The organism is Blautia sp. HA3515 (assembly GCF_059933065.1).
Genome location: NZ_JAYFUY010000061.1, coordinates 1 through 17685, shown reverse-complemented (window position 1 = coordinate 17685; position 17685 = coordinate 1). Strand labels below are relative to the sequence as shown.

At 43.7% G+C, this 17685-nt stretch carries 18 protein-coding genes, 1 tRNA gene and 3 pseudogenes; 20 read left to right on the top strand and 2 right to left on the bottom strand.

Going from position 1 to position 17685, the window contains the following annotated elements; all coding sequences use genetic code 11:
• The first annotated feature begins 14 nt into the window (after positions 1-14).
• From ilvB to R1Y93_RS04570, 7 genes and pseudogenes are all read left to right on the top strand, one after another.
• A pseudogene (gene ilvB / locus R1Y93_RS04600) lies at positions 15-1710 on the top strand (biosynthetic-type acetolactate synthase large subunit).
• Complete coding sequence (gene serC, locus R1Y93_RS04595) at positions 1694-2776, top strand: 3-phosphoserine/phosphohydroxythreonine transaminase (protein ID WP_500821793.1); 1083 nt, start codon at positions 1694-1696, stop codon at positions 2774-2776. The pseudogene ilvB and the gene serC overlap by 17 nt, the downstream one beginning before the upstream one ends.
• On the top strand, positions 2776-3939 hold the full coding sequence (locus tag R1Y93_RS04590; RefSeq protein WP_500821792.1) for a phosphoglycerate dehydrogenase: 1164 nt from the start codon (positions 2776-2778) through the stop codon (positions 3937-3939). Before serC ends, R1Y93_RS04590 begins: the two co-directional genes overlap by 1 nt.
• Before the next feature lie 46 nt (positions 3940-3985).
• On the top strand, positions 3986-4207 hold the full coding sequence (locus R1Y93_RS04585; protein WP_500821824.1) for a hypothetical protein: 222 nt from the start codon (positions 3986-3988) through the stop codon (positions 4205-4207).
• Positions 4104-4334 (top strand): annotated as a pseudogene (locus R1Y93_RS04580) (M20/M25/M40 family metallo-hydrolase); the annotation flags it as partial. The gene R1Y93_RS04585 and the pseudogene R1Y93_RS04580, both read left to right, overlap by 104 nt.
• A gap of 31 nt (positions 4335-4365) precedes the next feature.
• Positions 4366-5079 (top strand): M20/M25/M40 family metallo-hydrolase, encoded by a 714-nt coding sequence (locus R1Y93_RS04575; RefSeq protein WP_500821791.1) that lies wholly within the window; start codon positions 4366-4368, stop codon positions 5077-5079.
• Complete coding sequence (locus R1Y93_RS04570; RefSeq protein WP_500821790.1) at positions 5076-5699, top strand: peptidase C39; 624 nt, start codon at positions 5076-5078, stop codon at positions 5697-5699. The genes R1Y93_RS04575 and R1Y93_RS04570 overlap by 4 nt, the downstream gene beginning before the upstream one ends.
• A gap of 95 nt (positions 5700-5794) precedes the next feature.
• Here R1Y93_RS04570 and R1Y93_RS04565 read toward each other — a convergent pair whose 3' ends face one another.
• On the bottom strand, positions 5795-6769 hold the full coding sequence (locus R1Y93_RS04565) for a carbohydrate kinase family protein (protein ID WP_500821788.1): 975 nt from the start codon (positions 6767-6769) through the stop codon (positions 5795-5797).
• 277 nt (positions 6770-7046) lie between these two features.
• Between R1Y93_RS04565 and R1Y93_RS04560 the strand changes: the two genes are divergently transcribed.
• The 4 genes from R1Y93_RS04560 (at position 7047) to R1Y93_RS04545 (ending at position 10206) form a co-directional block, all read left to right on the top strand.
• The gene (locus R1Y93_RS04560; RefSeq protein WP_500821787.1) at positions 7047-7376 is read left to right on the top strand and encodes a GlgB N-terminal domain-containing protein; all 330 of its coding nucleotides are present in this window, start codon (positions 7047-7049) and stop codon (positions 7374-7376) included.
• A gap of 59 nt (positions 7377-7435) precedes the next feature.
• Positions 7436-8056 carry an alpha-amylase family glycosyl hydrolase gene (locus tag R1Y93_RS04555; protein ID WP_500821786.1) on the top strand — a complete coding sequence of 207 codons (621 nt, stop codon included), beginning with the start codon at positions 7436-7438 and terminating at the stop codon, positions 8054-8056.
• A 107-nt stretch (positions 8057-8163) separates the two neighbouring features.
• Positions 8164-9423: an alpha amylase C-terminal domain-containing protein gene (locus R1Y93_RS04550; protein ID WP_500821785.1), complete on the top strand. Its 1260-nt coding sequence runs from the start codon at positions 8164-8166 to the stop codon at positions 9421-9423.
• Between the two features lie 312 nt (positions 9424-9735).
• Positions 9736-10206 (top strand): class C sortase, encoded by a 471-nt coding sequence (locus R1Y93_RS04545; protein WP_500821784.1) that lies wholly within the window; start codon positions 9736-9738, stop codon positions 10204-10206.
• Here the strand turns inward: R1Y93_RS04545 and R1Y93_RS04540 are convergent.
• Positions 10203-11324, bottom strand: coding sequence for an endonuclease/exonuclease/phosphatase family protein (locus R1Y93_RS04540; RefSeq protein WP_500821783.1), 1122 nt, complete (start codon positions 11322-11324; stop codon positions 10203-10205). The two genes, R1Y93_RS04545 and R1Y93_RS04540, sit on opposite strands and share 4 nt — an antisense overlap.
• Positions 11325-11588: 264 nt before the next feature.
• On the opposite strand from R1Y93_RS04540, the gene R1Y93_RS04535 reads away from it, so the two are divergent.
• From R1Y93_RS04535 to R1Y93_RS04495, 9 genes and pseudogenes are all read left to right on the top strand, one after another.
• Positions 11589-11897 (top strand): AbrB/MazE/SpoVT family DNA-binding domain-containing protein, encoded by a 309-nt coding sequence (locus R1Y93_RS04535; protein ID WP_500821781.1) that lies wholly within the window; start codon positions 11589-11591, stop codon positions 11895-11897.
• On the top strand, positions 11891-12217 hold the full coding sequence (locus R1Y93_RS04530) for a type II toxin-antitoxin system PemK/MazF family toxin (protein WP_500821779.1): 327 nt from the start codon (positions 11891-11893) through the stop codon (positions 12215-12217). Before R1Y93_RS04535 ends, R1Y93_RS04530 begins: the two co-directional genes overlap by 7 nt.
• Before the next feature lie 360 nt (positions 12218-12577).
• A tRNA-Thr gene (locus tag R1Y93_RS04525) sits at positions 12578-12650 on the top strand.
• Positions 12651-12822: 172 nt separating this feature from the next.
• Positions 12823-13038 (top strand): hypothetical protein, encoded by a 216-nt coding sequence (locus R1Y93_RS04520; RefSeq protein ID WP_500821778.1) that lies wholly within the window; start codon positions 12823-12825, stop codon positions 13036-13038.
• Between the two features lie 87 nt (positions 13039-13125).
• Complete coding sequence (locus R1Y93_RS04515) at positions 13126-14214, top strand: ABC transporter ATP-binding protein (protein ID WP_500821776.1); 1089 nt, start codon at positions 13126-13128, stop codon at positions 14212-14214.
• On the top strand, positions 14201-15082 hold the full coding sequence (locus tag R1Y93_RS04510) for an ABC transporter permease (RefSeq protein ID WP_500821775.1): 882 nt from the start codon (positions 14201-14203) through the stop codon (positions 15080-15082). Before R1Y93_RS04515 ends, R1Y93_RS04510 begins: the two co-directional genes overlap by 14 nt.
• Positions 15079-15864 (top strand): ABC transporter permease, encoded by a 786-nt coding sequence (locus R1Y93_RS04505; protein WP_500821774.1) that lies wholly within the window; start codon positions 15079-15081, stop codon positions 15862-15864. The genes R1Y93_RS04510 and R1Y93_RS04505 overlap by 4 nt, the downstream gene beginning before the upstream one ends.
• 67 nt (positions 15865-15931) lie before the next feature.
• Positions 15932-16978: pseudogene (gene potA, locus R1Y93_RS04500) on the top strand (spermidine/putrescine ABC transporter ATP-binding protein).
• 107 nt (positions 16979-17085) lie between these two features.
• Positions 17086-17685 (top strand): ABC transporter permease (locus tag R1Y93_RS04495; protein ID WP_500821772.1); only part of this gene is annotated, 600 nt, incomplete at its 3' end.

The following is a 17685-nucleotide window of genomic DNA, read 5'->3' as shown; positions in this document are numbered from 1 at the left end:
CAGGAGGAACAAACATGCAGCTTACAGGTGCTGAGATCATTATCGAATGTCTTTTGGAACAGGGTGTGGACACTGTGTTCGGTTATCCTGGCGGAGCCATCCTGAATGTGTACGACGCCTTGTACAAATACAGCAATAAGATCAGACACATACTCTACCTCCCATGAGCAGGGAGCGTCCCATGCAGCAGATGGTTATGCCCGTGCTACCGGCAAGGTAGGTGTATGCCTGGCCACATCCGGACCAGGAGCTACCAATCTCTGCTAACAGGTATTGCAACTGCACAGATGGATTCTGTGCCGGTGGTGGCCATTACCTGCAACGTAGGGACAGCCCTCCTTGGAAAGGATTCCTTCCAGGAGGTGGATATAGCCGGGATTCGTTATGCCGGTAACAAAACACAGCTACATTGTAAAAGATGTGACAAAGCTTGCAGATACCATTCGTAAAGCTTTTGAAATCGCAGGCAGCGGGCGCCCGGGACCTGTCCTTGTGGACGTTCCAAAGGACGTAACAGCAGCATCCTGCGATTATATCCAGCATAAGATCACAAAACCGGAACCAGTGACAAATACCATCCGCAAAGAAGATGTAGATCAGGCCGTTCAGATGATCAGCCAGTCTAAGAAGCCTTTTTTATTTGTTGGCGGTGGTGCTGTGATCTCTGATGCATGGCAGGAAGTAAGAGAGCTTGCCCACAGGATCCAGGCACCTGTATGCGACAGTCTGATGGGAAAGGGTGCTTTTTCAGGCGAGGACGATCTTTACACAGGACCGGTTGGAATGCATGGCACCAAAACATCCAATTATGCTATGTGCGAATGTGATCTTTTGATTGCTCTTGGCACAAGATTCAGTGATCGTGTAACCGGAAATACACAGACCTTTGCACCAAATGCAAAGATCCTTCAAATCGATATTGATGCAGCAGAGATCAACAAGAATATTCAGGTGGATGCCTGTGTAACAGGAGATCTGAAAATGGTTCTTAAGCAGATCCTTGAAAAGCAGGAAAAAATGGATCATTCCCAGTGGGTGGCACATATCATGGAAATGAAAGAAAAGTATCCGCTGAATTATGATCATACCCAGCTGACAGGCCCTTATGTGATTCAGAAGCTTTATGAACTGACTGGTGGAGATGCAATTATCTCCACTGATGTTGGGCAGCATCAGATGTGGGCAGCACAGTATTTCAAATTTAAAGAACCAAGGACATTCCTTACATCCGGAGGCCTTGGGACTATGGGCTATGGCCTTGGGGCAGCCATTGGTGCACGTATGGGATGCCCGGATAAAACTGTTGTGAATATTGCGGGAGATGGATGCTTCCGCATGAATATGAATGAGATTGCCACAGCTGTACGGTGCAAAAAGCCACTGGTGCAGATTGTGTTAAATAACCATGTTCTTGGGATGGTGCGCCAGTGGCAGACACTGTTCTACGGACAAAGATATTCCCAGACCATTCTGGATGATGCGGTGGATTTCGTAAAGCTTTCAGAAGCAATGGGAGCAAAGGCAATCAGAGTTACCAGGACAGAAGAAGTGGAGCCGGCACTTAAAGAAGCTCTTTCCAGCCAGGGAACAGTAGTCCTTGACTGCTGGATCGACCAGAATTTAAGTGTATATCCAATGGTTCCCGCAGGAGCAAGCCTGGATGATGTATTTGACGAGGAGGATATGAAAGAAAATGAGCAGAGTATTTAATTTTTCCGCTGGTCCGGCAGTTCTTCCGGAAGAGGTTCTGAAAGAAGTTGCTGATGAGATGTTAGACTATAATGGAACCGGCATGTCCGTAATGGAAATGAGCCACAGGAGTGCTGCCTTTCAGGAGATTATTGACACAGCAGAAAAAGACTTACGTGATTTGATGAATATTCCTGATAATTATAAGGTACTGTTTCTTCAGGGAGGTGCTTCCCAGCAGTTTGCCATGATTCCTATGAATCTGATGAAAAACAAAGTGGCAGATTATATCGTTACAGGACAGTGGGCTAAAAAAGCATATCAGGAAGCACAGAAATATGGAAAAGCCAACAAGATTGCATCTTCCGAGGATAAAACCTTTTCCTACATTCCGGATTGCAGTGATCTTCCTATCAGTCCGGATGCAGATTATGTATATATTTGCGAAAACAATACCATCTATGGAACAAAATACAAAAAGCTTCCAAACACAAAAGGGAAAACACTGGTGGCAGATGTTTCCTCCTGCTTCCTGTCAGAGCCGGTAGATGTTAGCAAATACGGACTGATCTATGGTGGTGTACAGAAGAATATCGGACCTGCAGGTATGGTGATCGTGATCATCCGTGAGGATCTGATCTCAGAGGATGTACTTCCGGGAACACCTACCATGCTTACATACAAAACACATGCAGATGCAGGATCTTTATATAATACTCCTAATGCTTATTGCATTTATGTATGCGGAAAAGTATTTAAATGGCTGAAAGCCATGGGCGGACTTGAGGAAATGAAGAGACGTAACGAGGAAAAAGCAAAGATTCTTTATGACTTCCTTGACAGCAGTTCTCTGTTTAAAGGTACAGTTGTGCCAGAGGACCGTTCCCTTATGAATGTTCCTTTTGTTACCGGAGATAAGGAAATGGATGCTAAGTTTGTAAAAGAGGCGACAGCAGCAGGCCTGGTAAACTTAAAAGGCCACAGAACCGTAGGCGGTATGCGTGCCAGCATTTATAATGCAATGCCTAAGGCCGGGGTAGAGGCTCTGGTTGCGTTCATGAAGAAGTTTGAGGAGGAAAATAAATAATGTATCAGTTTCATTGCCTGAATCCGATTGCCAGCAAAGGCCTGGATATTTTTGATGAGAATTACCGTAAATCCGATACACTTAAGGACTGCAATGCAATTCTGGTCCGCAGTGCCAAAATGCATGATATGCAGCTTCCTTCCACAGTTTCCGTGATCGCAAGAGCAGGAGCCGGAGTAAATAATATCCCGGTAAAGGAATGTGCAGAAAAAGGAATCGTTGTTTTTAATACACCAGGCGCCAATGCAAATGGTGTAAAAGAACTGGTTCTGGCAGGTATGCTTCTTGCATCCCGTGACATTGTAGGCGGTATTGAGTGGGTCCAGAAAGAAAAAGATAAAGAGGATATCGATAAGCTGGCTGAGAAGCAGAAAAAACAGTTTGCAGGCTGCGAGATCATGGGCAAAAAGCTGGGTATCATCGGACTTGGAGCGATTGGCAGCATGGTAGCAAATGCAGCCACAGGCCTTGGTATGGAAGTTTATGGATATGATCCTTATCTGTCTATTGATGCAGCCTGGAATCTGTCCAGAACCATTCATCACAGCAAAACACTGGATGAGATCTACAGTCAGTGTGATTATATTACCATTCACGTTCCGCTTCTGGATGCAACTACCAGAATGATCAACCAGGAAGCGCTTGCAAAGATGAAAGACGGAGTTGTGATCCTGAACTTTGCAAGGGACCTGCTGGTAGATGAGGATGCACTGATCGCAGCACTTGACAGCGGAAAAGTAAAGAAATATGTGACAGATTTTGCAAACCATACAGTAGCAGGCCACGAAGGTATCCTGGTCACTCCTCACCTGGGAGCTTCCACAGAGGAGTCTGAGGAGAACTGTGCAGTGATGGCAGTGAAGGAAGTACGTGATTTCCTCGAAAACGGAAATATCAAAAACTCTGTGAACTTCCCTAATTGTGATATGGGCACCTGTGTGGCAGTAGGCAGAATTGCTATTACCCATAAAAATATCCCGAATATGATCAGCCAGGTAACTAAGATCCTTGGAAGTGAAGGACTGAATATTGCTGATATGACCAATAAGAGTAAGGGCGAGTATGCATATACCCTGATCGACCTGGAAAGTGCAGCTTCCCAGGAAGCGCTGGAAGCACTGGAAAGCATTGAAGGCGTTTCAAGGGTAAGGGTTGTAAAATAATCCATGGATACAAAGGAATGCAGATCCCGGATAGTGGACGAATTCATTGCATGACTATCAGATTGATGCAGTCAGCTACCGGGAAAGAAAAATTGCGGATGTACTGAAAGAAAAGCTTCTGCAGCTTGGTTTTGAAGTGCAGGAGGATCAGGCCGGTGCTGCTTATGGAAGCAGTACCGTGGAATTTATATGGATTTTTAAAGGGGAGTCTGCCTGGTGGGGCGATTCTCCTTTGTGCGCACATGGATACTGTGGAACCAGGACTTGAAAAGCGTGCTGTATTTCATGAGAACGGCAAGATCACTTCTTCCGGGGATACCATCCTGGGGGCTGATGATGTATGCGGACTTGTGGAGATCCTGGAAGCCGTGCGGATCCTTAAGGAAAAACAGATTCCTCACAGGGATATTGAGGTGGTTTTTCCTATTGCTGAAGAGGTATTCATTAAGGGGAACAGATCAGCTGGATTTTACAAAGTTAAGAGCAAAAGAGGCTTATGTGCTGGACTTAAGCGGGACTCCCGGAGCAGCAGCCCTGCGTGCCCCTTCCCTTATCTCTTTTTCTGTTACAGTAAAGGGAAAAGCAGCCCATGCAGGCTTTAATCCTGAAAAAGGAATACATGCCATTCAGATCATGAGCCAGGTGATCGCTGGCCTTCCCATGGGACATATTGGAGATGATACCACTTTTAACATTGGTACGGTAGCAGGTGGGAAGCTGGTGAATATTGTGCCCGAGGAATGTACCTGCAAAGGGGAGATCCGCAGCTACAGCCATCAAAAAGCCTTGGAACTGCTGGAAGAGGTAAGGGCTTCCTTTGAAAAAGCAGTCAGGGAAAAGGGAGGAAGCTTTTCTATGGAGCATGAAGTAAACCTTCATGCTTATGAAACTGACAGGGAAGCGCCGGTTGTGAAACGGTTTGAAAGAGCCTGCGAAAGGCTGTCTCTGCCTTGCACATTGACCCAAACCTTTGGCGGCAGTGATAATAATAATTTTGCATTACACGGGATTTCGGGGATTGTGATCTCCTGTGGCATGTATCAGTGTCATTCCACTTTGGAATATACATATGAGAAAGATCTTAAGACAGGTGCTGCACTTGTGGCTGCACTTGTGTCAGAAAGGGAAACAGAGTTATGAAAACACCTCTTCGTTATCAGATGACTGAATATGATTGCGGGCCTACCACAATGATGAATGCCATCAGCTGTCTTTTTGACAGGGAGGATATTCCGCCGGAAATCGCAAGAAATATTATGCTGTATTGTCTGGATTGTTATGGAGAAGGAGGCGAGCCTGGGAAAAGCGGTACCTCCAGAATGGCTATGCTTTTCTTAAGCAACTGGATCTGTCAGTTTGGACGGATCGGGAATCTTTCCATCCGTACCAGGTACCTTTCCGGCAGCTGTGTTTATATCGGATCAGAAAGCAGGATCAATGATGCACTTCACAGAGGAGGGGTAGTAGTATTGCGCCTGTTTTATGAAGTGGAGCATTATGTACTTCTTACAGGAGAAAAAGACGGTCTGATCTATATGTTTGATCCTTATTATGAGGATGAAAATACGTATGAAGAGGACGATATCCTGATGGTGGAGGATCATCCATGTGAATATAACCGCCTGGTTCCTGCAAAGTATTTTAATTGTCAGGGATGTTCTACCTATGCACTGGGACCGAAAGCAGACAGGGAAGCAGTTCTTCTTTTCAATTCAGAGACAGAGCTTACACCTGAAAAAACTATTGAATATTTTATCTGACGAATATCAGATCAGAACTTAAAATAAGGGCGTGTGAAAATGAGAGATCATTCTTCACGCGCCCTTTTGACGGCTATAATTGAAATTTAAAAAGCTTAGCGGCCTGATGAAGCAATAAATTCCAGTACTTCTTCACGGCTAGGCATTACTCTTAAAGCTCCCTTTTTGGTGGTAATGAGAGAGGCTGCCCCGTTGGCAAAGGTAAGCATTGCAGTAAGATCTTCTTCTGTAAGGTCTGTAAGTCCATGCTCCAGCACATAATTCAGCATACTTGCACAGAAGGTATCTCCTGCTCCTGTAGTCTCAATGGTGTTCTCCTGAAGGAAAGGAGCCACTTCTACACGAAGGTCTTTGTAATAAACACGGCTGCCTTCCTTGCCAAGGGTGATACATACAAGAGGAATATTGTATTTCTCACGGATCAGGGCTGCACCCTTGTCATAATCGGTAGTGCCAAAAAGAAATTCGACTTCATTATCAGAAATCTTCAGTACATCGCACTTGGTCAGACCATATTCAATCTCACGCTTTGCATCATCCAGGGATTTCCACAGAGGAGGACGCAGGTTAGGGTCAAAAGAAATGATACAGCCAGCTTTTTTTGCAAGATCGATGGCATATCGTGTAGCTTCCCTTACACCTTCATGAGTGGAGGAAAGGGTGCCAAAATGAAAAATACGGGAGTTTGCGATCAGTTCACTGGAAATCTCTTCTTTTTTCAACATCATGTCTGCGCCTGGATTACGGTAAAAAGAAAAATCCCTGTCTCCATCCGGATAGGTGTGGACAAATGCCAGTGTGGTATGTACTTCTTCATCGGTTATAAGATTATCAGTGTTAATGCCAACTTCTTCCACGGCCTTGCGAAGCTGGTCACCAAACATGTCTTTTCCTACTTTTCCAATGAAGGCTGTTTTCTTGCCAAGGCGTTCCAGCATGGCAAGTACATTACAGGGAGCACCACCCGGGTTGGCTTCCAGAAGAGGATTCCCCTGGGGGCTGATGCCGTTTTCTGTGAAATCGATCAGCAGCTCTCCTAAAGATGTTACATCATAAAGTCTGTTTTCCATAAAGAACCTCCTAAGTTCAAAATAGTCAGTTTCAACCATTTGGGAAACTGCAGTAACTGCTCAATAGTAAGTATCCCACAAGGGTATTTACTGAATAGCTACAAACTGTAAACAGTGTATCCCAGAGGTGTTTCTTTGTCAAATAAATTCCTTCTTTTTTCTTCCTTTATTTTTGGCAGCAAAGATGGTAAAATTATGTATAGAAACAGATTTTCCAGCAGAGAGATATCCCTGTAGAATAATACTCAGAAATGAATATAGCGAAGGAGCGAAGAATATGAACGAGAAAGCATATAGTTATATGGACTGGCCGAGGATCGAGGCGATTGTATATGCAGAGGAGGCATCTCCTAAGGATGTGATGAGCCCAAGACTTACACCGGATGGAATATTGATCCAGGGCTTTTTCCCGGAGGCAGAGGAAGCCGCCGTTCTTGTTGGAACCAAAGAATATCCTATGGAACAGGAGGATGAGGCAGGATATTTTGCTGCAATGATACCAGGACGGAAGATCCCCACCTATCAGTTCCGTGTAAAGACAGAGGGAAAAACAGAAGTTTTCTATGATGCGTATGCTTTTTCCGGGAACGCTTACAGAAGAGGATGAAAAGGCTTTTGTAGCAGGCGTATATTACAACGCTTATGAGAAATTAGGGGGCGCATCCGGTGGTAAAGGATGGTATAGAGGGCACCAGCTTTGCAGTATGGGCACCTAATGCTGTACGTGTCAGCGTAGTAGGAGATTTTAATCACTGGGATGGCCGCAGGCTTCCTATCCACAGGATGCCCATGTCTGGTATTTTTGAATTGTTTGTTCCGGGGGTTCAGCCGGGAGATGTCCATGAATCTGAGATTCTGGTTAAGGGTAAAGGGACACATCTGAAGGCAGATCCATATGCCAACAGAGCAGAGCAGCCAAGAGCCTGCGGATCTGTGGTAGCAAAAGTAGATGATTTTGTATGGAATGACCAGGCATGGATGGCAGACAGAAAGAAATATGCAGATCGTGACCAGCCGGTTTCGATTTATGAGACAAGTCTGACCAAATGGAAAACAGCTGGAGAGCTGGTGGATTTTGTATCAGATCTTGGCTATACCCATGTAGAACTTCATCCGGTTATGGAATATATGGAGGATCAGACAGACGGATATTCTACCTCTTCCTATTTTGCACCTACCTCCAGGTTTGGCACTCCTGAGGATTTTCAGAAGCTGGTGGATGCCTTGCATCAGAAAGGCATTGGTGTGATCCTGGATTGGACTCCTGCCCCAGTTCCCCAGATATGAGGGCGGACTGGAGAATTTTGATGGCACACCTCTTTACGAATTAAAGGATCCTGCTGCAGCAGTCCGTCCTTATATGGGGCACGCTGCTTTACAATTACGAAAGCCCTATGGTGAAGGATTTCCTGATCTCCAATGCATGCTTCTGGATGGAAGATTATCATGTGGATGGGCTTCGCCTGGACGATGTGGATGCTATGCTGTATCTGGATTTTGGACGGAAGCCAGGAGAGTGGCAGCCAAATATGTACGGTTCCAATGAGAACCTTGCTGCAATTGAGTTCCTGAAGCATCTGAATTCCATTACAAGAAAGAGAAATCCAGGTGTGCTGCTTATTGCCCAGGAGGATGGATTATGGCCTGAGCTGACGGATAGTGTGGAGAACGATCATCTGGGATTTGATTATAAATGGAGCGGTGGATGGACAAGGGATTTCCTGTATTATCTTGCTGTACCGCCGGTAGGTAGGAAGAATTGTCATGACCAGCTGACTCTTTCCAGTGTTTACGCATATTCTGAGCATTATATCCTTACTCTTGGTCTGCGGGATGTGGGAGATCTGGAGGACTTTAAGAACCGCCTGCCAGGCTCTGACCAGGAGAAGGAAGCACAGGTCCGTGAGGCATATGCTTACATGATGCTTCATCCGGGATGCAAGATGAATGCTCCGGATCCGGATATGTCATCTGCACTTCGGGCATGTGTCAGGGATCTCAATCAGGTTTATACACAGCATCCTGCTCTGTATCGTATGGATAATGATTATGATGGATTTGAGTGGATCCAGCTGATGAAATATGATGAGAATGTGATTACCTTTATCCGTAAAACCGACAAGTCTGAGGAAACATTGCTGGCTGTATGCAATTTTGCAGGAATTCCATATAAGGATTATCAGACTGGTGTCCCCTTTGCCGGAAAATATAAAGAGATCTTTAACAGCGATGACAAGAAGTACGGCGGAGAGGGCAAAACAAATCCTAGGATGAAACGTGCCAAAAAAGAGGAATGTGATGAAAGGGATTATTCTATCAAGCTTACCCTTCCAGCCCTTAGTGTAGTGATCATGACCTGCACGCCTGAAGAAGAAAAGAAGCCTGTGAAGAAGGAAACCCAAGCAAAAACAGCTGCAGTAAAGAAAACTGAATCAAAGACTACAGCTGCAAAAAAGGCAACAGCAAAAGCAGCTGATACAAAACCGACTGCAAAGAAGGCAACAGCAAAAACAGCTGATACAAAACCGACTGCAAAGAAGACAACAGTAAAATCAGCTAATACAAAACCAGCTGCAAAAAAGACAACAGCAAAAATAACTGATACAAAACCGACTGCAAAGAAGACAACAGCAATAAAGAAAAAATTATCATAAAGGATTTATAAGTTAAAATACAGAAGGCATTACAGTTACAGGATTTGTAATTGTAGTGCCTTTTTTTGACGCTGGTAGGTTTGGGTATTTTGAATTATCCTTATGTGAGCCAGTGGATAAACCAGAAAAACGAAAGCAAGGTGATCTACAGCTATGACCAGGCAGTGGAAGAAATGTCTGACAGTAAAAAAGAGCAGCTTATTGCGGAAGCTTCTGCCTACAATAAAACAATCTGTGAACAGGGACAGGAACTGAAGGATGGATTTCAGGAAAAGGAGGACACAGAATCAGAGAATCAGGAGTATGAGAAATATGAAGAACTTCTGGATCCGGCAGGGGGCTGGACATCTGTATGGAAGTTCCCTCCCGGTAGGGGGTATGGGAAGCCATGCAGTTATTGCTGCCCATACCGGACTTGCATCCAGGGTTCTGTTTACAGATCTGGATCAGATGAAAACAGGAGATGTTTTTTTTCTGAATGTTCTGGGAGAAAAACTTGCCTATCAGGTAGACCAGATAGAAACGGTCCTTCCGGATCGGATCAATCTGCTGAAAATCCGGAAAGACAAAGATTATGTGACGCTTGTAACATGTACACCATATGGAATTAATTCCCACCGTCTTCTTGTCCGTGGAGAGAGAATTTCCTACAGTGAAAGTGCAGAAGTCCAAAAGGAGCAGGAATCTACAGCAAGGTTTCTTAAATGGGGAAGAAGATTTTTTTGGTTTTCACTTTTGATCCTTACAATAGCGGGGGTGTTACTGCTAAAACCGGAAAATTAATTCAGTGAAAATTCCATATAAACAGGATCATGGTCAGAATAGGAATAGCCTGTATTCAGATCCTCATAAGAGTTCATGGTGATGTTATCTGAGAAAATAAACCCATCCAGAGTAACTGTATAGCTTGCATCCGGGTCGTATGGAATGTCCGTGTTTCTGGAAGTGTTCCACAGGTCAGCTTTTTCCTGCTGAGATAAAAGATCCATACCAAAGGTAAAATGCTCCGGCAGTTCTTCTCTTGGGAAAGGATAGGCCCAGGAATGGTGCTCACTAGTATCATCCGCAGAGGCTTTCAGGTCATGATTGAAATCTCCGCCGCATAGTACATAATTGCCGGCCTGATATTCTTTTTCCATGTCCTGGCACAGCATCCGGATCTGTCCCTGGCGGATCTGGTCATCGTTTCCATAGGCAGACATGTGCAGGTTAAAGACCACCAGTTCCTTGTCATTGTCTACCGGAACCCTGGAAATGCTGTAACACCTGTCAAGATCAAAAAATTTCTTAAAGGTTGTAGCAATGGGAAAGCTTCTTCTTAAAGAGGAAGTCACCGGGTATCTGGAAAACAGGGTGATACCGGATTGGCTTTTGCCATGGGGCTGAGTCAGCGGGTAAAAAAGAAAGGGTGAATCATAATTCTGGGCGAATACGGAATAATAATCAGAAAATGTGCCTTTCAGGATATCGTATTGGTTTACATGGTAGCTTCTTGTAGAATTAAGATCTACTTCCTGGAAGAGGATAAAGTCAGGGTCCTTGGATGCAGCAAAATTTCCGGCACCGTTGATGTTTGCCTGGACATTTTCCTTGCTTTTAGCCCAGGAGGACTTACCGCCATCCATAAAAAAGCTGAAATCAGGGGAATAAGCGCCAAAGCCAACATTGTAGGTAAGGGCAGAATAGGTCTGGCCTGTGGTCAGGGATGCTGCCTGTGCCTGTTCTTTAGGAGCTTCAACAGTCAGTTCCTGGTTGTCAGGGATTCTGTGGTAGGCTGCGTAAAGATAGATTACATAAGCCAGAAGGATGACCAGGATCGAAGCCAGGACGCCAAGAGGGATCTTGACCCATTTGGACAGTTTCTTTTTGGGAGCGTGGGGTATTGATGATTTCTTTTTCATAAGGTACCTCGTTGTTTGATTGATTTGGTGGTGAATATTTCGCGGTATTGTCAAACAATATGCATGATATTCTGTAATTGGATTATATTGAGAATAAAGAAAAAAGTCAACTGTGTGTGCAAAGCATGGAACATTCTGTGTAATCAGGATTTTGGCGTTTTGTTATCAAAATCATAATATTTCTATTGACACAGGGATATACCGTGTATATACTAAACATAAGAGTATATCCGTTGTATATACTTCCTGCTAGGAGGAAAGAATATGGCAAATATAACAGTAACTACAGATAAAAATGTGTTAACATTTCAAACGGCGATAAGAAGATGGGGAAATAGCCAGGGTATAAGATTATCAAAAGAAATTATTAACAGAATGAACTTAAAGGAAAATGACGAAGTTGGAATAAGTATAGATAACGGAAAAATGATTATTGAAAAAATCAATAAGCCGAAATACTCTAATCTGACAGAAAGGCTGGAGGCATTCTATAAAAAACCTATTGAAGAAATCTATGTAGATCGTATTCAAGAGGTAGATACAGGATTTCCAAAAGGTGATGAAATTTGGTAAAGATTAACCAGGGTGACATTATTGTAATGGATTTTAATCCACAACAGGGGCATGAGCAAATGGGACGAAGACCAGCCCTTGTTTTAAGCAATGATGTTCTGAACAACCACAGTTCCTTGATTCTTGTTTGTCCAATTACAAATACGAATAAAGAACATCCATTTCACATCCCATTAGATGACAGAACAGAAACCACAGGTGTTATATTGTGTGATCAGGCAAAAATGTTGGACGTAAGAGCACGCAATGCACAATATAAGGAAAAATGTCCAGAGGATATATGGGAAGAAGCGAAGGATATGATTATGAGCTTTTTATAAAAATAAATAAGGTATACATAGTCCGTTTTTTCCATAATAAAAAACATAAAAAACAGTACGGAAACTCAAGTAAAAAACAACTTGACAAACAAGACAAAAGCATTTAAACTAAACAGCAGTTTGGGATGACAGTTACCTAGATTTGTTTTATAATTCTACTGTGACTATTATACAAAAAACTAGGGTAGAAATTGTGATTTACTTTTTACCATAGTTTTTACCATAGTTTCTACCCTAGTTTAAAAAAGAAACTAAGGTAGAAAGAAAGACTATCAGGGAATTGTCTGACAGTTATAATATGCTCGGAACACCGCATATTTACTAGAATCCCAGTAATTACAAGAGTTGTAAGAACAACATGCTGGAATAGCTCAGTCGGTAGAGCACTTCACTCGTAATGAAGGGGTCGTGAGTTCGAGTCTCATTTCCAGCTTATAAGAAGATCCTGCGTCGATGATGACGATGCAGGATTTTTTTATAAAACATATTCCCAAAAAGAAAAAACTATGATAGTATTATGAAAATTACGCAGCATGTGCCGGTTAAGAACAAAAGGCACAGGTTACACATGAGCAGTTACGCCACAATGAAAGGTGATAAAAGAGATGAATCAGTACGCAGCAGGATACGCTTTTTATTATGACGAGAGAACCGCAGCAAAAGCAGCGGCTTTTTTGCGTACTCTGGAATCTGCAATTGATACATGCCTTGGAAGCACTGGCGTACGTGCAGACTGGATGGAGCAGGACGGACCTGCTCTCGCTTGGCGTACAATTAAATATAGATGCAGAAAGTATACGGATACCATAGCTGTTTCATAACTGGCAGCAGGTGCCGTATCTTTTTTTGTCTAAAAAGACTTGTTTGCAAAGGCGGACAGCTTACTATAGAAGAAAGGAAAAAGTTACATGTCAGTTTATTCTCTGGAATTAAAAAATATTACCAAAAGCTTCGGCAAGGACGAAGACGTGTTAAGAGGGATCAGCCTTTCCATTGAAAAAGGTGAGTTTATCACATTGCTTGGAGCGTCCGGATGTGGAAAGACTACCACATTAAGGATCATAGCAGGACTGGAAGCACCGGATAGCGGAAATGTATATCTGGATGGCAAAGATGTTACAGACCTGGAGCCAAACCAGAGAGGTGTAAATACCATTTTCCAGAACTATGCCCTGTTTCCTCACATGACTGTAGCTGATAATGTAGGCTATGGACTGAAGCTGAAAAAAGTACCAAAGCAGGAAATAAAGAAAAGAGTATCAGACATGTTGGAACTGGTACAGCTTTCCGGTTTTGAAAAACGGAAACCGGATCAGCTTTCCGGCGGACAGAGACAAAGGGTGGCCATCGCCAGGGCGCTGATCAATAATCCACAGGTGCTGCTTTTGGATGAGCCTTTAGGGGCATTGGATCTGAAGCTTCGTCGGGCTATGCAGACAGAACTGAAACGTCTTCAGAAAAAGCTGGGTATTACGTTTATCTATATTACCCACGACCAGGAAGAGGCCATTAACATGTCCGACCGGATCGCTGTGATGCGGGAAGGACATTTTGAACAGATCGGTACACCGGATCAGATCTACAATCATCCCAAAACCAGTTATGTGGCAGATTTCGTAGGAAACGCCAATATCCTGGAAGGAATCTGTCAGGGAATGGAAGGGACACAGGCGGTACTGCTTACAGGAGGACAGAAGCTGCTGGTGACAGCAGAAGGCATATCCCTGGAAAAAGGAGAAAAGGTTACTTTTGCACTTCGCAGCGAAAGCATTCATGTGGATGAAAGTGGGACAGGAAGCCTGACAGCTACTGTGAAAGAAAAGTCTTTTGCAGGCGGTCAGCTGCGTATGCTTCTTGAATTGCCGGATGGAAGTGAGATTACAGCCAGCAGATACGGAATTGATGCAGATGTTAAGATCGGACAGAAGGTTGGCTGGAGCTTTGAACCTGGAGACGGAGTGATCGTAGACAGGGAGGATCAGGATGAGCAATTATAATACTGAGAAAAAGAAACACAAGGTGAAAAGCCATTCTGTAGGCATGATCCTGCCATTATATATCTTTACCATCCTGTTTGTAGCATGTCCCTTGATCTATATGGTTGCGTTAAGCTTTGCTACACCTGGAGCCGTACATGGGGTAGAATGGATATTTACCCTTGATAATTATAAAAAGATCCTGGAACCGGTATATCTGAATACCTTTGTACAGTCTTTTAAGCTGGCTGTGACAAGTACTCTGATCATTGGACTGGTAGGCTATCCCTTTGGTTATTTTATGGCAAAGCTGCCTGCAGGAAAAAAGAAAAAGGCCATGCTGATCCTGATGCTTCCTTTTTGGGTGAATTCTTTGATTCGTCTGTATGGATGGATCATTATCCTTCAGAAAAAAGGAATTTTGAATTTTATATTGAAAAAGCTGGGGATCATTGACAAGCCATTAAAGCTTCTGTACAGCTATCCAGCCATTGTAGTAGGTATGGTATACGTGCTTCTTCCTTTTATGATCCTGTCTGTGTATTCCAGTGCAGAAAAGATGGATTGGTCATTGGTAGAAGCAGCCAGAGATCTGGGCGCAGGAAGGATCAAAGCATTCTGGACGATCACCTGGAGGCTTACCCTGCCAGGCCTGTTGTCGGGAGTGATCCTTACTTTCGTACCCTCTATGGGGCTGTTCTTTATAGCAGACATTTTGGGTGGAAATAAGATCGTGCTTGTAGGAAGCCTGATCCAGGATCAGATGACAAGAGGAAATAACTGGCCGTTTGCAGCTACGCTGGCAGTGGTCATGATGATTCTTACAACTTTAATGATCTGGTTATACCGAAAGCTTACAAATGCGAAGAGTTTGGAGGGAGTAGGATGAAAAAGAATTCAAAATTTGCAAATCTTTATCTTGTTATTATATTTTTGCTGATGTATCTGCCTATTGGGGTAGTGATCGTTTTTTCATTTAATGAGGCAAAGCTTCCGGTAAGATTTACCGGATTCTCCCTGAAATGGTATCAGGAACTGCTGGGGGACAGTGCCATGCTTCAGGCGCTGGTGAACAGCCTGGTCCTGGGTGTGGCCAGCTGTTTTGTATCTGCAGTGATCGGTACATTCGGGGCTGTAGGGCTTTCCAGGCTGCATCTGAAGTCCAAAGGCATTCTGGAGTACATTTCCATTTTGCCGTTGATGATCCCTGAGATCATTCTTGGTATGGTCCTGATGGCATTCTTTTACATGCTGAACCTGCCATTTGGCATGCTTACCCTTCTGATCGGCCATACTGTATTTTGTGTGCCTTATATACTAATGGAGGTGAAAGCAAGACTTGTGGGGATGGATCCGTCCCTGGAAGAGGCTGCCAGGGATCTGGGGGCATCCTCCATGCGGGCATTCTTTGATATTACACTGCCTTTGATCATGCCGGCAGTTGTATCCGGATCTTTGCTTGCGTTTGCTATGTCCATGGATGATGTAGTTATCAGTATTTTTATTAATGGTCCTAAGCTGTCTACTTTGCCCATCAAGGTGTATACCCAGATAAAAACAGGGGTTACACCGGAGGTAAATGCCCTTTGTACCATTATGCTTGCTTTTACTGTTATAGTGCTGCTTCTGTACAGCCTGATCCGCAGCATACGCAGGAAAAAGAACCGGTAATAAAGAAATTTCAGCAGGAATTCCTGCTATGGAACCAAGTATTTACATTTACTGAGGAGAAAAGAGTATGAACAAACTGATCCAGCTTAAGAATCTTACGAAAAATTTTGATGACCAGCAGGTACTGCGAGGCATCAACCTGGATATTTATGAAAATGAGTTTCTCACCCTTTTAGGACCCAGCGGGTGTGGAAAAACAACCACTTTGCGTATCATAGCAGGGTTTGAGGAGCCAAGTGGCGGGGAAGTACTGTTTGACGGAATTGAGATTTCCAAGCTTCCGCCCTACAAAAGGGAGGTAAATACAGTTTTCCAGAAGTATGCCCTGTTTCCCCATCTCAATGTAGCTGAAAATATAGCCTTTGGATTAAATCTGAAAAAGGTGGAAAAATCCGTGATCGATCAGAAAGTAGGCAAAATGCTGAAAATGGTAGGTCTGGAAGGATTTGAAAAAAGGGACGTAACCCTTCTGTCCGGCGGTCAGCAGCAAAGGGTGGCCATTGCCAGGGCACTGGTAAATGAACCTAAGGTGCTGCTTCTGGACGAGCCTTTAGGTGCTCTTGATGCGAAGATCCGCAAGCAGATGCAGATCGAGCTGAAAAAGATCCAGCAGGAAGTGGGGATCACCTTTATCTATGTTACCCATGATCAGGAAGAGGCTCTTTCTTGATGTCAGATACAGTGGTAGTTATGAATAATGGAGAGATCCAGCAGATCGGCTCAGCCCACAGACATTTACAACGAGCCGGAAAACCGTTTCGTTGCAGGCTTTATTGGCGAATCAAACATTATTGAAGGAATTATGATCCGTGATTATCTGGTGGAATTTGATGGATTCCAGTTTGAGTGTGTAGATAAAGGGTTTGAAGACAATGAAGAGATCGAAGTAGTCCTTCGTCCGGAGGATCTGGATATTGTGGAACCACAGGATGCAAAGATCACAGGAGTTGTGAAAAACATTACCTTTAAAGGTGTGCATTATGAGATCCTGGTAGAAACCGAGCAGAGGATCTATAAGGTGCAGACGACCGATTACGCAGAAGCAGGACGGGAAGTAGGGCTGAAATTCGGTCCTGAGGATATTCATGTCATGTACAGGATGGGGGCATACTGATGAAACAGTTTAAAAAAGATTGATCATACCGTATTTTATCTGGGCAGTGGTCATTTTACTGATACCGCTTTTTCTGATTGCCCTGTACGCTGTCACAAAAGAAGGAAATGAAGTCCTTACTGTTACCTTTTACTTGGGGAAACTTTGCAAAATTCCTGGAAGCAACATACCTGAATGTGATCCTGAAATCCTTCTGGCTTGGTTTACTAACTACAGTTATTTGCCTGGTGCTGGGATATCCACTGGCTTACATGATTTCAAAATTCCCGGAAAAAGTGCAGAGTATGCTGATCCTTCTTGTAACCATTCCTATGTGGATCAATATGCTTCTCCGCACGTATGCATGGATGAATCTGCTTTCCGACAACGGGATCATCAATCATCTGCTTTCCATGATAGGGCTTGGGCCGGTGTCTATGATGTACACAGATTTTTCCGTTATGGTAGGCCTGGTATGTAACTTTATGCCATTTATGATCATTCCTATCCATACATCTCTGACCAAAATGGATAAATCACTGATCGAGGCTGCTTATGATCTGGGCGCCAACAAGATTCAGACTTTCTGGAAAGTGATCTGGAAGCTTTCCCTTCCAGGCGTTGTAAATGGGATCATGATGGTATTTCTTCTGGCTATTTCCTCTTTCGTTATTCCAAAGCTTCTTGGAGGAGGACAGTATATGCTGATCGGTAATACAATCGAATCC